The 15,257-nt window shown below is 43.6% G+C and carries 12 protein-coding genes; 6 read left to right on the plus strand and 6 right to left on the minus strand.

Going from position 1 to position 15,257, the window contains the following annotated elements:
• Positions 1-18 precede the first annotated feature (18 nt).
• Positions 19-885: a formylglycine-generating enzyme family protein gene (locus B3O12_RS12325; protein ID WP_286756492.1), complete on the plus strand. Its 867-nt coding sequence runs from the start codon at positions 19-21 to the stop codon at positions 883-885.
• A gap of 51 nt (positions 886-936) precedes the next feature.
• Here the strand turns inward: B3O12_RS12325 and B3O12_RS12330 are convergent, their stop codons facing one another.
• A complete protein-coding gene (locus B3O12_RS12330) occupies positions 937-2,046 on the minus strand; it encodes a TolB family protein (protein ID WP_286745327.1) in 1,110 nt (369 codons plus the stop codon).
• A 66-nt stretch (positions 2,047-2,112) separates the two neighbouring features.
• On the opposite strand from B3O12_RS12330, the gene B3O12_RS12335 reads away from it, so the two are divergent.
• From B3O12_RS12335 to B3O12_RS12355, 5 genes are all read left to right on the plus strand, one after another.
• A complete protein-coding gene (locus B3O12_RS12335; RefSeq protein WP_286756493.1) occupies positions 2,113-3,345 on the plus strand; it encodes a M28 family peptidase in 1,233 nt (410 codons plus the stop codon).
• A 143-nt stretch (positions 3,346-3,488) separates the two neighbouring features.
• A complete protein-coding gene (locus tag B3O12_RS12340) occupies positions 3,489-4,241 on the plus strand; it encodes an SDR family oxidoreductase (protein ID WP_286756494.1) in 753 nt (250 codons plus the stop codon).
• A gap of 46 nt (positions 4,242-4,287) precedes the next feature.
• The gene (locus tag B3O12_RS12345; RefSeq protein WP_189629046.1) at positions 4,288-4,869 is read left to right on the plus strand and encodes a TetR/AcrR family transcriptional regulator; all 582 of its coding nucleotides are present in this window, start codon (positions 4,288-4,290) and stop codon (positions 4,867-4,869) included.
• A 57-nt stretch (positions 4,870-4,926) separates the two neighbouring features.
• Positions 4,927-5,367: a hypothetical protein gene (locus tag B3O12_RS12350; protein ID WP_189629047.1), complete on the plus strand. Its 441-nt coding sequence runs from the start codon at positions 4,927-4,929 to the stop codon at positions 5,365-5,367.
• Between the two features lie 166 nt (positions 5,368-5,533).
• Positions 5,534-6,508 (plus strand): YpdA family putative bacillithiol disulfide reductase, encoded by a 975-nt coding sequence (locus B3O12_RS12355; protein WP_286756495.1) that lies wholly within the window; start codon positions 5,534-5,536, stop codon positions 6,506-6,508.
• Positions 6,509-6,531: 23 nt separating this feature from the next.
• Here B3O12_RS12355 and B3O12_RS12360 read toward each other — a convergent pair whose 3' ends face one another.
• The 5 genes from B3O12_RS12360 to B3O12_RS12380 all read right to left on the minus strand — a co-directional run bounded on the left by B3O12_RS12360 (position 6,532) and on the right by B3O12_RS12380 (position 15,252).
• On the minus strand, positions 6,532-8,892 hold the full coding sequence (locus tag B3O12_RS12360) for an ABC transporter permease (RefSeq protein WP_286756496.1): 2,361 nt from the start codon (positions 8,890-8,892) through the stop codon (positions 6,532-6,534).
• 126 nt (positions 8,893-9,018) lie between these two features.
• The gene (locus B3O12_RS12365) at positions 9,019-11,664 is read right to left on the minus strand and encodes an ABC transporter permease (RefSeq protein WP_189629050.1); all 2,646 of its coding nucleotides are present in this window, start codon (positions 11,662-11,664) and stop codon (positions 9,019-9,021) included.
• Positions 11,658-11,996: a PadR family transcriptional regulator gene (locus B3O12_RS12370; protein WP_189629051.1), complete on the minus strand. Its 339-nt coding sequence runs from the start codon at positions 11,994-11,996 to the stop codon at positions 11,658-11,660. The genes B3O12_RS12365 and B3O12_RS12370 overlap by 7 nt, the downstream gene beginning before the upstream one ends.
• A gap of 264 nt (positions 11,997-12,260) precedes the next feature.
• On the minus strand, positions 12,261-14,918 hold the full coding sequence (locus B3O12_RS12375) for an ABC transporter permease (RefSeq protein ID WP_286756497.1): 2,658 nt from the start codon (positions 14,916-14,918) through the stop codon (positions 12,261-12,263).
• Entirely contained in the window at positions 14,911-15,252 is a 342-nt protein-coding gene (locus tag B3O12_RS12380) for a PadR family transcriptional regulator (RefSeq protein WP_189629053.1), read from the minus strand. The genes B3O12_RS12375 and B3O12_RS12380 overlap by 8 nt, the downstream gene beginning before the upstream one ends.
• Between the last annotated feature and the right edge of the window lie 5 nt (positions 15,253-15,257).

A 15,257-nucleotide genomic window follows, 5' to 3' on the forward strand; every position in this document is an offset into this window, starting at 1 on the left:
AACTTCAACTTAAAAACAATGAACAAAGCTAACACACTTTTGCTGGCAATACTGCTATTCTCAACACCATCATTCGCTCAAAATAAAGCTCCTGAAATTCCTGATATACTTTCCGAGAAACACTGGGCGTACATTCCTGGACATGCAGGTGAGGCTGGGTTTTATATGGCAAAGTTTGAGACAAGAGTAGTAGACTACAGGAGGTTTTATGGAGATGGTGGAGAAAAGAACACTAAACATGAACCAGAAGTAAGTGTCTGGAACTTTCGGAAAAACCTCGATGAATCCAAGCTCATGTACTACTATGAGCATACAGCTTTTGACAATTATCCAATTGTTGGTGTAGACTTAAGTGATGCCAAAGCCTATGCTGAATGGCTTACTGTAGCATATAACAACCAACCGAAACGTGAGTTCAAGAAAGTCCTTTTCCGCTTGGCAACTGAACAAGAATGGGAATGGGCAGCTCGAGGAGGTAATGATGTTGCTCCTTTTCCCTGGGGTGGACCTTACATTAGAAACTCTAAGGGAGATATTCTCGCCAATATTTTAAGAGTAAGCGACACCAACATAATCAGCCAAGTTCAAGAAGATGGTTCAATTGAATTTAGCCTTACTCAGGAACAGATTGACAAAGTGAACCCCACCAGCTACACGAACCCGGTAAATCAATTTATGCCAAATCGCTATGGCTTGTACAACATGAGCGGCAATGTGAGTGAAATGACAACCTCACCTTATAGTGAAGGAAAAAATTCAACAGTGGCTAAAGGAGGAAGCTACCTTCAAACACCCTATTGGGCTATGATAAGTTCAAGACAGGAGTTCTCCAAGCCAACTGCTTATACTGGTTTCAGATTGGTTATGATGGTGGTTGAGAAGTAGTTTTATGTTTGAAGTCACTTTGAACTTGAAACATTGAACACTGAACTAGGATCACCCCCCAATCCACTCAGCTACAAACAGGTTGGTATCTCTTGTGCCACCATTGTTTCTGTTAGATGAGAACACAATGTATTTGCCATCATTGGAGAAGACTGGGAAAGCATCGAAAGTCTCGTCATGAGTGATTCTCGTCAATCCGGTTCCATCAATGTTGATCATATAAAGATTGAAAGGAAATCCTCTCGTTGCAGTATGATTACTGGCGAAGATGATTTTCTCCCCTGAAGGATGAAAAAACGGTGCCCAATTGGCCTGGCCAAGATCTGTGAGTTTCCTTAGGTCGCTTCCATCCGCATTGCAAATGTAAAGCTCCATATCCGTTGGCATTACAAGCCCTTGTGCTAACAGGTCTTTATATTCCTTTATTTCTTCTTCAGTTTTTGGCCTGGAAGAGCGAAAAATCAGCTTCGAGCCATCAGGAGAGAAAAATGCACCACCGTCATAGCCCAACTCGTTGGTAATTTGCTTTACATCCGAACCATCTATATTCATAGTAAAAAGCTCCAGATCGCCTGTTCGCATTGAGGTAAAGACAATCTTATCCCCCTTAGGAGAAACAGTTGCTTCAGCATCATAACCCGGCTCGTTGGTCAACTGACTAATAATATTGCCATCAAGGTCAGCAGTGAAAATGTCAAAGCTCGGATAAATAGGCCAAACATATTTACCATCGGCTCTGCGCTCAGGTGTAGGAGGACAAGCTTCATCACCTAAGTGAGTTGAGCCATAGACAATGGTTTCATTGCCCGGTAGAAAGTAGGAGCAGGTAGTTCTGCCGAGTCCCGTACTTACCATTGTCGGTTTATTGTTTTTTAGATCATCGTTGCGCCAGTCGGTCACAAAAATCTGGTCGCAGTTCACTCCCCATTCTTTATAGTCACTTTGGAAAACCAGGAACCTGTCATCAAAACTCCAATAAGCCTCGGCATTGTTGCCACCAAAAGTAATCTGCCTTATGTTCTTAAGGTATTTCATCTCTTCGGGGTGAAGAAGAAGAGAGTCGGTGGCCGATCGGGCCTCGCTAGTAGAAGACTGGTTAGATTCTTTACCGCCACAAGAGAGAATAGCCAAGGCGACTATCAGGAAGGAGAAACGTTTCATTAAATTGAAATTTTCGATAATGCCGCGAAGATAATCATTATTATCTTTGGCCTTAAAACCGATGCCATGAAGATGCCACTGTTCGTGTTGGTGATAGCCCTGATCGCTGTAGCCTGCACCGATTTTACCACTGATAAAGAACTTTTAACCGGACTCAAACAGGATGTGGAGTATTTGGCCAGCGATGACCTGGAAGGGCGTGCTATTGGCACAGATGGTGAGGTGTTAGCCGCCCGATACATTGCTGATAAGTTCAAAGAAATAGGGCTTAAGCCAAAGGGCACCGATAAGTACTTTCAGGTTTTTCGGGTAAACAAGCCTACAAATCCACATGAACAGGCCGTAATTGGAACCAACGGTGAAGGCATTGCAGGTAGAAATGTAGTAGGTTTCATTGACAACGGAAAACCATTTACTATTGTGCTGGGAGCACATTACGATCACCTTGGCTATGGCAGTGAGGGTTCCTTGTATAGGGGAGAACCGGCCATTCATAATGGAGCCGATGATAACGCCAGCGGAACAGCGGCACTCATTCAATTGGCAAGAATTCTGAAAGAGAAGAAGTCAGACTATAACTATTTGTTCATTGCCTTCTCCGGAGAGGAAAATGGGCTTTGGGGTTCCAATTACTTCTCTAAAAATGCCACGGTGGCTGTGGACAGCCTCAATTTTATGATTAACATGGATATGGTTGGGCGCTTGAATAAAGAAAAAAGCCTGGCCATTAATGGTGTTGGCACCAGCCCGGTATGGAAAGATGTACTCAATGAAATTAATTATGACTCGCTGAAGCTGGTTACCTCAGAGTCAGGGGTTGGGCCATCAGACCATACCTCTTTTTACCTGCAAGATATTCCCGTATTGCACTTCTTCACCGGTCAGCATGAAGACTACCACAAGCCTTCGGACGATGCCGATAAAATAAATTATGAAGGTATGGTAAAGGTGATTCGTTTCATAGAGCGGCTTATGGGTGAGTTAGATTCCAAAGAGAAGCTTGAGTTTACTAAAACCCAGGACAATAGTGGAGACTCACCACGTTTTACCGTAACCCTTGGTGTAGTCCCGGACTACCTGTATGATGGAGAGGGCATGAGGTTAGATGGTGTTACCGATGGAAAGCCTGCCGCCATGGCTGGCATGCAAAAGGGTGATGTGGTAATAAAAATGGGCGATTCTACCATAGTGGATATGATGAGCTACATGCGCGCGCTCAGCGCCTTTACTCCGGGTGATGAGACCACCGTTCATTATAAACGCGGAGACCAGATTAGTACAGTAAAAGTTAAGTTCTAACTTCGATTCTCCCCATTGGGCGTCTGCCTAAAGCAGAATTTTTGAAAATGTTTCATTAGACGGCTTCGTTTGGAACTCTTTATTGGAACGATTGTTCTGAATTAGTAATTAAAATTTTGGAACATTCATTCTAATTAACCAACATGAGCAAATTAAAAAATAAAGTGGCCGTCATTACAGGTGGCAGTACAGGGATTGGGCTGGCAACAGCCAAACTATTTTTAAGAGAGGGAGCCCGCGTTGTCATTACCGGCCGAACATTGGAAACACTGGAAAAAGCACAAAGAGAGATTGATGATGACAACCTTCAAATTGTGCAGTCCGATACTTCAGACCTTGCGGCCATCGATACACTTGCGGGTAAGTTAAAGGCAAGCTATGGCCAAATAGACATTCTTTTTGCCAATGCAGGTATAGCTTGGTTTGCACCGATAGAGCAAGTAGATGAGGCCTTTTTCGATGCTCACTTCAACACCAATGTAAAAGGCCTTTTCTTCACCATTAAAAAGCTATTGCCTCTAATGAACAATGGAGGAACCATCGTGCTTAATGCCTCAGCGGTTATTCACAAAGGTTTCGAAAATAGCTCGGTATACTCGGCCACCAAAGGGGCTGTTAGAAGTTTTGCCCGTACCTTGTCGGCTGAGTTGGCTCCACGCCATATCCGGGTGAACACAGTGAGCCCCGGTCCGGTGGAAACACCCATTTATAACAAAATGGGAATGACTGAAGAACAGCTTAGGTTAATGGCAGAAGATTTTGCCAACCGTGTACCGCTGAAGCGATTTGGAAATGCCGATGAGGTGGCTAATACTGTATTGTTTCTGGCCTCTTCAGACTCCTCCTTTATAGCCGGAGAAGAGATTTTGGTGGATGGCGGGATAGCTACCATCTGATAATTTTAGTTATTTTTGGAACGATCGATTTGAAAATGAGATCGTTATGGCCAGGAAGAAGAATTTTGATGAGCAGGAGGTGTTGGATAAGGCACTACAACTCTTTTGGCGCAAAGGATATCATGCCACCTCCATTCAGGATTTGGTAGACGAGCTCGGCATTAACAGAGCCAGTATGTACGATACCTGGGGCGATAAACATCGTCTGTACCTTGCGGCACTGAAACGCTACCGCCAATATGCTTCTTCCTGGTTTTTAGAAGAAATCAGATCTGAAAAGCCCGCCCGGCAAATCATAGAAAACTTTCTTAAGCACTTGGTCAACGACATGATTGCCGATGCAGACAGAAAGGGCTGTTTTGTGGTGAATTCAACCACCGAACTGGCGACTATGGATAAAGAAGTGCAGGCCATGGTGGAAGAAAACAGACGGACGGTAGAGCAGGTTCTTGCCGAACTCATTAAAGAAGGTCAGGCCAGTGGCCAATTCTCTTCGGCCCACTCTCCCGAGTCATTGGCGCGGTTTATTTTTAGTGTAATTAGCGGTATTCGAGTGGTTTGTAAAACGCAAATCTCCAATAGAGAACTTCAGGAGGTCATCGATATCACACTTTCGGCATTAGATTGATCAGAATCACTTTTCTGATTAGTCATTTTATCTATATTAGAAGCCAATTTTTGGAATATGGCACGTGTAGTATCGGTTTTTTTAGAGCGCAATCAGTTTAAGATTCTCAGAATTTGCATTGGGGTGCTTTTTTTGTGGTTTGGAGGCCTGAAGTTCTTTCCCGGCCTAAGCCCTGCTGAAAGTCTGGCTTCTGAAACGGTAGACATTTTAACCTTGAGACTACTGCCTGACGCCATGATACTTCCCAGCCTGGCACTCTTAGAGGTAGCTTTAGGCGTTATGCTGGTGTTTACGCGCGAATTCAGGTTTACTTTTTGGTTATTGCTCTTTCACATGCTTTGTACCATTATGCCAATGGCCGTATTGCCCGAAGTTACCTTTCGTTCCTTTCCGTTTCAATTGACCATAGAAGGACAGTACATTGTAAAAAATATTGTCATTATTAGTGCTGCCTTTGTCTTGCTCTTTCATCATAAAAGCAATCGAATTCACAATTAATTGCGGGGAGGAGAACTTTTCATACACTATTTCATTTAAGTTAAGATGAATGGAAGGAGCTGGGAAGCCTCCTTTCGGTCGGTGGTTGCTATGCTCAAAATCACAAGCACCAGCGGCACTTCTGAGTAAATCCATTTAAGTTAGTGTATCAAAAAAGTACAGTAGGTTGACATACGATCTGATTATTATAGGAGGAGGGCCAATAGGAATGGCGTGTGCTATAGAGGCAAAAAAGGCCGGGCTCTCATACATTGTGTTAGAAAAGGGTGTACTGGTCAATTCCATTTATAATTTTCCTACCAACATGACCTTCTTTTCTACCTCTAATTTATTGGAGATAGGTGGAGTTCCTTTTATTGCTCACAACGATAAACCCACCCGCAGAGAGGCTCTGGAATATTTTAGAAGAGTACAGGAAAGTTGGGGGCTCCGAATACAATTGTATACGGAGGTGCTGAGCATGAAGCGCAATGGAGCAAACTATCTTTTGCATACATCTAAAGGAGATTACGAGGGCCGCCATGTGGTGGTGGCCACCGGTTTTTATGATACCCCACGCCTGCTCAATGTGCCAGGAGAAGAACTTAAAAAAGTAAAACACTTCTATGATGATCCACACCCCTATGTAGATCAGAAAGTTGTGGTTGTAGGAGCCGCCAATTCGGCTTGCGATGTAGCCTTAGAAACCTACTACAAAGGTGCAGAGGTAACAATGGTGATTCGAGAGCAGGAAATATATCCTAAAGTAAAATATTGGATCAGACCCAACATAGAGAACCGAATTAAGGAAGGTAGTATAAAGGCGTATTTCAATTCGAGAATTGTGGAGATACGGCCTTCGGAGGTAGTACTGGACACTCCTGAAGGAGAGCGTATTATAGCCAATGACTTTGTGCTGGCTATGACAGGCTACATGCCTAATTATAAGCTGTTTGAGCAACTTGGGCTACCCATATCTGATGATGAGGACAAAACGCCTTTGCACAACCCTGAAACGCATGAGACCCCATTACCGGGAGTATATGTGGCGGGAGTTATTAATGCCGGCTTACAAACCAGCAAATTGTTTATTGAAAACACACGAGTTCATGCTCAAATAATCTTAGCGCATATGGTAAGCAAAGATTCGGTCTCTGCCTAAGTACCGAATCTTTGCATGCGTGGCTATTCGTAGCGTAAGCTCTTAACCGGGTTGGTGCTTGCGGCTTTTAGTGCATGGTAACTCACCGTGAGCACAGTAATGAAAAGTGCGGCTGCTCCTGCCAACACAAAAACCACGGTTCCAATAGCAATTCTGTATTCAAAGCCATTAAGCCAGTCGTTCATGAACCAATTGGATAAAGGCGCTGCAATGACAAAACCAATGCCTACCAGCACCAAAAAACTCTTAGACATAATAAGCATCAGGCTGCCAAGGCTGGCTCCAAGTACTTTACGTATGCCTATCTCTTTTATGCGCTGCTCGGCTGCAAAGCTGGCAAGCCCAAAAAGACCCAATAAAGAAATAAAAATAGCTATGCCTGAGAAATAGTTGGCCAACAACCCAATGGTTGTTTCTCCACGGTATAAATTCTCATAGCTCTCATCCAGAAAATTATAAGTAAACGGATAGTTGGGGTTCATCTCTTTGGCCAGGTTTTCCAGGTATTCTATTCCTGCCTGAGTATTGCCCCCATCCATTTTGGCAATGAAATAGCTGGCATTTTCCGGTCTTAGAGAAATAACTATCGGGTCAATGCTTTGGTGAAGAGAGCTAAAGTGAAAGTCCTTTACAATACCAATTACCTTACCCGTTCTGCCCCAGAAAGTAATGGGATAATTAAGTGGGTTTTCTACATTCATGGCCTTTGCGGTCTGCTCATTAATAATTACGTGCAGCGAATCGGTAGCCAGGTTAGGGTCAAAACTTCTTCCCTCAATAATTTCCATATTCAGGGTTTCAATAAAGTTATGGCCTACCTGCAAAACGTTGAACAAGGTTTCGTTTTCCTCCGTTTTGCCTTCCCATCGATATCCTCCGGAGGTAGAAGAGCCAATATTGATGGGCGTATTGCTAGAAACGGTAATGTTGCTGAAGTTAGGGTTGTCTAGCACCCGTGCCATAAACAGGCGAGCGCTTTCTTCACTGGCAAGGTCGCCCTCAATTGGTAAGTAAACAATGTTTTCCTTGTTGTAGCCCAGGTTTTTATTCTTCACAAACTCCATTTGCTCATGAATAACCAGTGTGGAGATAATTAGAAAGGTGCTAATGACAAACTGAACAATGACTAACCCTTTGCGCAGTCCGTTAGACCAACCTGAAGTTTTGAAACTTCCTTTTAACACACTAACGGGTTTGAAGCCCGACAGGAAGACTGCCGGGTAGCTGCCCGCTAGTACGCCCACTACCAAACCAAGACCCAGTAGCAGTGCCAATTGGTTGATGTTCTCAAAATTGAAGCTTAAATGACCATTAATAAGCTCGTTGAGCGAAGGCACAAGCAGGGCCACAAGCAGGCCGGAAAGGATTGCCGAAATAATGGACATGAGCACCGACTCGCCAATGAACTGAAAGACCAGTTGTCTGCGCGATGAACCCACCACTTTTTTTACCCCTACCTCTTTGGCTCGTTTGGTAGAACGGGCGGTGGCCAGGTTCATAAAGTTTATGCATGCAATTACCAGAATGAAAACCGCTACAATACTAAACAGCCTTACATACACAATGCGACCACCTGAAGCCTTGCCATTTTCAAAGCTTTCTTTCAGGTACATGTCTTTGAAAGGAAAAAGAAAAAGGTCTACCACCGAACCCTCATTTTTCTCCTTTACGTAGCCTTTTATTTTCTTATTAAACTCCTGGTAATCTACACCGGCCTGGAGTTTTACCACTCCGCGAATGCCATTGTTGCCCCAGTCTTGCAACCAGGCATTTCGTTCTCCCCACGGAGCGTAAGGCAGTACAAAGTCGAATTTTAAGGAAGCGTTCAGGGGAGCATCTTCATATACTCCTCCCACTTTGTATTCACCCCAACCATTTACCGTCAGGGTTTGCCCAATAGCAGGTTCTTGCCCAAAAATTCTTTCTTTGAGACTTTTCGAAAGGTAAAGTACCGAAGGTTCGGTCAACGAGTTTTCGCGTGTTCCTTCTATAAATTCGTTGCTGAAAATATGGAAGAAATCTTCACTGGCCACCCGGCCTCGCTCCTTAAAACTCTGTCCGTTGTGTAAAAACAGGCGCTCCTGCTCCCAAGTGAGTTGGCTAAAATATTCTACCTCAGGCATTTCCGCTTTCAGAGCATCTTTTAGCGGTCCGGGATTGGCCGAGGTGGTGAAAATTGTCCCCGAGTAATCCTGGTTTTCCATTACCTGATAGATGCGATCTATGTCCTGATGAAACTGATCGACCGATCGTTCGCTTTGCACATAGAGGAATAGCAGCATGCTGGCTGTTATGCCAACCGTTAGTCCAAGAACATTGAGAAAAGCATAGGCACGTTCCTTCCAGAAAATGCGCAGAGCAGTTTTAATGATTGTTTGTAGCATGGTTTGAGTTTTTTGACCAAAAAATGAATTCAGTCGGAAGACGATTTCTGCCTGAATTCATTACACAGACCTCAAAAAACCCAAATGGTTGCAGTTTTAAGGAGACAATTTCTGGATTGTTCCTATCTACTCATATCGCAAATTGTCTACCGGGTTTCTACGAGCCGCTTTTAACGACTGGTAGCCAACCGTTAGCCATGAAATAATCAGCACTCCTGCTGTTCCTGCCAGGAAAATAAGCGGATCTATGGCTATTCTAAACGGATACGCACTCAGCCAATCTTCCATATACCACCAGGCCAGTGGAATGGCCAGAGCAGCCGACAGTAAAATAAGCCAGGTAAAATTATTGAACAGCAGGGTAAGTAGGGTAAAGGTAGAGGCACCTAGTACTTTGCGTATACCAATCTCTTTTTGACGTTGCTCGGTTACAAAAGCTGCCAAACCAAAAAGACCCAAACAAGCAATGGTTATGGCTAAAATGGCAAAAACCATAAAGATTGTTTTCACTCGTTGCTGGCTTCTAAACTGATTTTTAAAAATCTGATCCAGAAAGGAATATTCGAAGGGCTGCCCACCGGCAAAGTTGTCCCAGGTGTTTTGAGCGTAATCGACTACCTCAGCGGCAGCTTCGGGTGCAAAGCGAATACTCAATGCGCTGTTGCTTTTGCCCAAAAACAAGGCATGAGGGGTAATGTTGGTGGTCATGTTTCTAAAGTGAAAATCCTTCATTACACCAATAATGGTAAAAGTCTCGGATCGATTGTTGACCACACCTTCCAGTGTTTTAATCCGCTTGCCGATTGGATTTTCGGTGTATCCAAAGCGTTTAAGGGCTGTTTCGTTGACAATAACGGCCGAAGAGTCTGAAGCAAGGTCTTTGTCGAAAAACCTACCGGCTACCAACTCTATGTCAAAAACCCGTGCATAGTCTTCGTCTACATACCAATTTTGGGTAGAAACAGCTTCGTCTGGCGAAGAAGCTTCTTCGCGCAAAAAAGGAAAGTCATTGAGTGCATCCGTTGCAGGAATGTAACCGCTCACGCTAGCGCCTTCAACCATTGGGTTGCGTTCCAACTCTGTTTTGAAAGCGTTGAGTTGTTCTCCCAGAAGTTGAGTTTCGTGTACAATGAGAATTTGATCTTTATTAAAGCCCAGTTGCTTGTTTTGCAGAAAGCTCAACTGTTGGTATACCATCAATGAACCGACAATGAGGAAAATGGAAATAGCAAACTGAACAATTACCAAAGTGTTTCTTAGCCATTTTGAGGCTTTTCCTTTGGTGATTTGACCTTTAAGTACCTTTACCGGGCTAAAAGAAGAAAGTATGAAGGCCGGGTAAGAACCGGCCAGCAGGCCTACTACAAAGGTGGCTAATAAAAGGTAGGGCCACAGACCACCGGTGCCAAAAATGGGGTTTTCCATAGACTTCTCGGTGAGCTCATTGAACGCGGGTAGGAAAGCATAAACCAGCAGAATGCCAAATACCATGGCCAGCGATACATTTAGTATTGCTTCAGTGATAAACTGGCCAATGAGTTGGTGCCTCATGGAGCCAAGCACTTTTCTAACCCCTACTTCTTTGGCTCTTATGGCCGCCCGGGCAGTGGCCATGTTCATGAAATTGATGCAGGCAATTAGTAGAATAAATGCACCTATTATGCTGAAGAAATACACATTTTGAATGGTGCCCGTTTCGCCCAACTCAAAATCGAGTGAGGAGTACAGGTGTATGTCTTTGAGCGGCTGTAGGTAATAGCGAATGTCCATGGCTCCGGCATCCAGACCTTCCTGCATGTCGGCCCCCATAAATTGCTGTACTTGCTGCCCCATGTGTTTAATGAGGAAATCCAGCATTTTGCCATCGAAGGCAGCTTGCTGATCGGGGTTTTGCAGCTCCACATAGGTTACAAAATTATTGCTTAGCCAGAAGTTCTGGCGGGCGTCTTCCCGGTTGAGCATAGAAATGAACATATCATAGTCGAAATGGGTGTTTTCCGGTATATCGGCAATCACTCCCGTTACCTTCATGTCGGTGGTATTGTCTACCCGAATGGTTTGGCCAATGGGATCTTCATTGCCAAAAAACTTGCGGGCGGTAGATTCTTCCAACACCACGGTGTTGGGCTCGTCCAGCAAATGTGCTTTGTCTCCACTAATAAGGCTAAACCTAAATATGTCCATGAACTCCTGGTCGGCCCAGGTAATGCGTGGCTGTTGAAAATACTGATCTCCCACCCGAATCAACATGCTGGTGTTGCCCCGTGTTCTACCTGCCCTTACTACTTCAGGAAACTCTTCCTGAACCGTCTTGGCGAAAGGATCGGGAGCTGTTGGCAGGTTAAATTCATTATCGGCAAACTTCAGGTAGTTGGCTACTCTAAATATGCGTTCTGAATTAGGAAAATGCTTGTCGTAGCTTAGCTCATGCTTTACATACATGGCTATAAAAATGCATGCGGCCATGCTCACCGCTAAACCCAGCAGATTGAGCATTGAATAGAATTTGTGGCGCATCATGCTCCGATAAGCCACTTTGATGTTGTTTTTGACCATTGTTGTATAGATTATATTTTGAGTTAACCAATTGCTTCTGAGTAGTGACACTCTGAAAAGAAGCAGCACATCTATAAAAAACTTTCGGTTGGCATAGGCCTGTCCTTTTACGTTTAAGTTGTGCTCATAATACTCTTCCAGATCTCCCAGAATGTCTTCTGCAAAATCGGGGTGACAGTACAGCCTGAATATTTTCTCACCGAGGCTTTTTAGCATAGTTTGTATTGAAGCGCCACGTTCTGAATCTCTTTGTAAAGCTCCATTCGGGTTTGCATGTTGTAGTCCAGTGCCTTTTTGCCAAAAGCTGTGATTTTGAAGTAGCGCTTACGCTTTCCTCCTCTGGCTTTGGTTGTTTCTCCCAGCTCCGAAACTATGAACCCCTTCTCTTCCATTCGTCTGAGTGCAGACTGAAGGGCTCCTATAGAAACCTTTCTTTTCAGGCGTTTTTCTATTTCCTCTTTGATTGAAACCCCGTAGGCATCGCCATGCAATACGCCCACTGTTAGAAGTACGTATTCCTCAAATTCACCCAGTTGATATTTCTTCATAATTGAAATTAATTCCTAAATGTAGTTTTTTTGATGAAAGTAAAAAATTAAAATTTCCTAAATGTAGTTTTTATTGCCTCGATTTAGTGCCTGTTGCTGTTAAAGGTTTGATCAAGATTGCCGGCCGGTTGGCATAGGAATTGAGTTTTGTGCCTTTCAATAAAAAGCAAGAGGCTGTCTCAAAAGCTAGGTGAGCGTCACCCTGAACTTACCAGTTGGTAGACAAGTTGAGATGACAAGTTTTGAGGCAGCCTCTATTGAGAGTTATTCGCTCCTTAGGTTGTTGGCTGGGTTAGCTTTAATGGTTTTAATGGAAATGAGGCTTATGGTCAAACCAATGAGCATTAATATTCCTACAGAAGTGACGCCATACACCAAAGGGCTTATGCCCGCCTGGTAGGTAAAGTTACTGAGCCAATTGCGCATGAAAATCACGGAGGCAGGTATGGCTATTAAGAGAGCTATGGCAGCTATAAGAAGGTATTTTAGGTTTATGAGCCATAGAATGTTTTTGGCCGATGCACCAAGTACCTTTCTAATGCTAATTTCTTTTACCCTTTGGCGGATTACAATGGATATTACACCTAGCAATCCTCCGCAGGCCAGGAATATGGAAATGGCAGAAAGTATTACTGTAAGCCTAAAAGTGCGAGCTTCTTCCTGGTAAAGCTCTTCAATTTGGCTATCTAAAAACCTATAACTGAAGTCGACCTCGGGAACAATCTCAGTGAATTTTTCTTCAACCTGCTCCATGATCTGAGGCAAGCTATTTGGGTCGAATTTGGCGATTAAATGGTTGTAGGCATTCTGGTTCATCATCATAATGATCGGCCTAATCGGAACATGAAGAGAGTTATAATGGAAATCTTTAACCACACCTACAACAGTGCCTTTTACCAGCTCTTCATTATTCACCCAAAAAAGCTGTTTGCCAACCGGATCCTGCACGTTCAATTCCCGAACGGCTGTTTCGTTGAGTACAAATGCAGTACCTGCAGAATCTGCTGCAAACACATCATCGAGCATTCGGCCCTCTACCATTTCCAGATTCAGTGTGCTGGCAACATCTTTATCTACGAACATTTCAGAGGCATCAACTCTCAATTGCGGATTCTCCTCCATGTACAATGGATGCTGGTTGAACTGCCCTCCCGGAACGTTTGACACCACGGATGTCTCGCCTATTCCCGAAATAGACTCTAACTCCGATTTTAATGTTCTTATTTTCTGACTGTAGGTTTGCCCCACAATGGTAAGCACCATTAAATTATCCTGATCGAAACCGAGGTCTTTATCTTTAAGAAACTGAATCTGATTACGAATGATCAGACTACCACTAATAAGAATCACTGTAGCCACAAGCTGAACTCCAAGCAAACCATTTCTGAGGTTCGAACCACCAAGCTTGCTCAGCTTCAGTCCACGAAGAATACTTCCTGCTTCGAAAGAGTTGAGATAAACTGAGGGATAAAGAGCCGAAACAATTGCCGTAAAAATTGCTGTAAGCATCATAAAGGTTACCGTTTCGGTCTTCCATAAGTTTTCGATAGCAATGCTTCCATTCACCAAATTATTGAATGGCGTTTCCAACCAATTCATTACAAAAACCGAAAGTATCAACGCCAGAAAAGTAGTTACTAAAGCCTCTATACTGAACTGGGTAAAGATTTGAGATCTGAATGCGCCAAGGGTCTTTTTCACTCCAACTTCTTTTAGGCGTTGAGCAGCCCTTGCTGTGTTCAGATTCACAAAGTTGATGATAGAAATGAGCAGTATGAAAAGAGCGCTAACTCCGTAAATAATCAGATAACTATAACTACCATTTGGTTCAAGTTCCCATCGAATATTGGAGTGCAAATGAATGTCTTGAATGGGTTGAAGCTTGAAACCAATTTCTCCGGCCTTTAAACTTTCAATATTGTCCTCTGACCAATTGAGGTACTTCGGAATCCAATTGGGGATTTTAGACTCTACCACTTCTGGGTTTGTTCCCGGGCTAAGTTTCACATAGTTGAAATGCCCGAAATCGTCCCATGAAAGCCAGGGGTCGTTAAAAGGAAGTGACTTTAAAGTAACGTAAGAAAGCATAAAGTTAAAGCGAAAATGAGATGCTTTAGGCGCATCTTTAACCACAGCAGCTACTTCCAAAAGATCTACCATTCCGTTGAAAGATAGTCTTTGACCAACGGGGTCTTCATCACCAAAAAACCGCTTAGCTGTAGACTCCGAGAGAACAACTGCCCATTCATTCTGAAGCGCTTGTTTTGGGTTTCCATATATCGGCTCATAAGTAAACACATCGAAAAAGGTGGTGTCTGCAAAATATCCGTCTGTGATTTCATGAGTCACGTTAGAGGCATCATGTGTAATGAGAATGACGTCTTTGGTTAAACCCGGACCATAGATTGGGGAAAAAGTCACTGCTTTTACAACTTCTGGAAACTCACTAACCAGTGCCTGAGCCATGGGGTGAGGCGTACGGGTTTGTGGATTTTCATTCATCCAGGCAATACGATAAATGTCGTCTGCATCTTTATGGTGAGAGTCATACGAGGTCTCGAATTTTAAATGCAGGTAAATGAGTCCGCAAACGGTAAAGGCCAATACTAGGCCCAGCAAGTGGAAACTTGTCTGCATTTTATGGCGCATCATTCCGCGCCAGGCAAATTTGAAATAGCTTCTGTACATGATAATTATGTTTGAGTTTTGACCAATTTTCTTTAGAGCAAAGGGGCGTAAAAAATGAAAGAGATGAAACCAGTAGAGCAGGTTAGCTTTCCACTTTGGTTTTGCTTCGCGCTCTATTTGATAGTACTCAAGGAGGTCTCCTTCTATTTCTTCCAGAAGACGATCTTTGCAAAACCAACGAAGCAACTGGCTTCCAAGGGTTGGAGGGCTATAAAGTGGTTTGTTGTTAGACAAGCTTGGCGAGTTTTAAGGCCATATTTGGTATCTGATTGAACAGCGAGTTTCTGAGTTCATGGTTTTTCTGGAGAGCCTTTTTACCTTCTGCGGTAATGGTAAAAATGCGCTTTCTACGGCCTCCTCTCTCATGGGTGGCTTCGGCTAATTCAGACTTTAAAAAGCCTTTATCCTCCAACCGGCTTAGGGCAGAATGCACGGCACCAATAGCAACTTTTCGCTTGGTCTGGTTAATGATTTCTTCCCGAATACTCAAGCCGTAGGCTTCGGGATAAAGCACCCCGACAATTAAAAGAACTAACTCTTCAAATTCACCTAGCTGCGTTCCTTTCATCTTTT

It is taken from the genome of Roseivirga sp. UBA838, assembly GCF_002296035.1.
GTDB lineage: Bacteria > Bacteroidota > Bacteroidia > Cytophagales > Cyclobacteriaceae > Roseivirga > Roseivirga thermotolerans.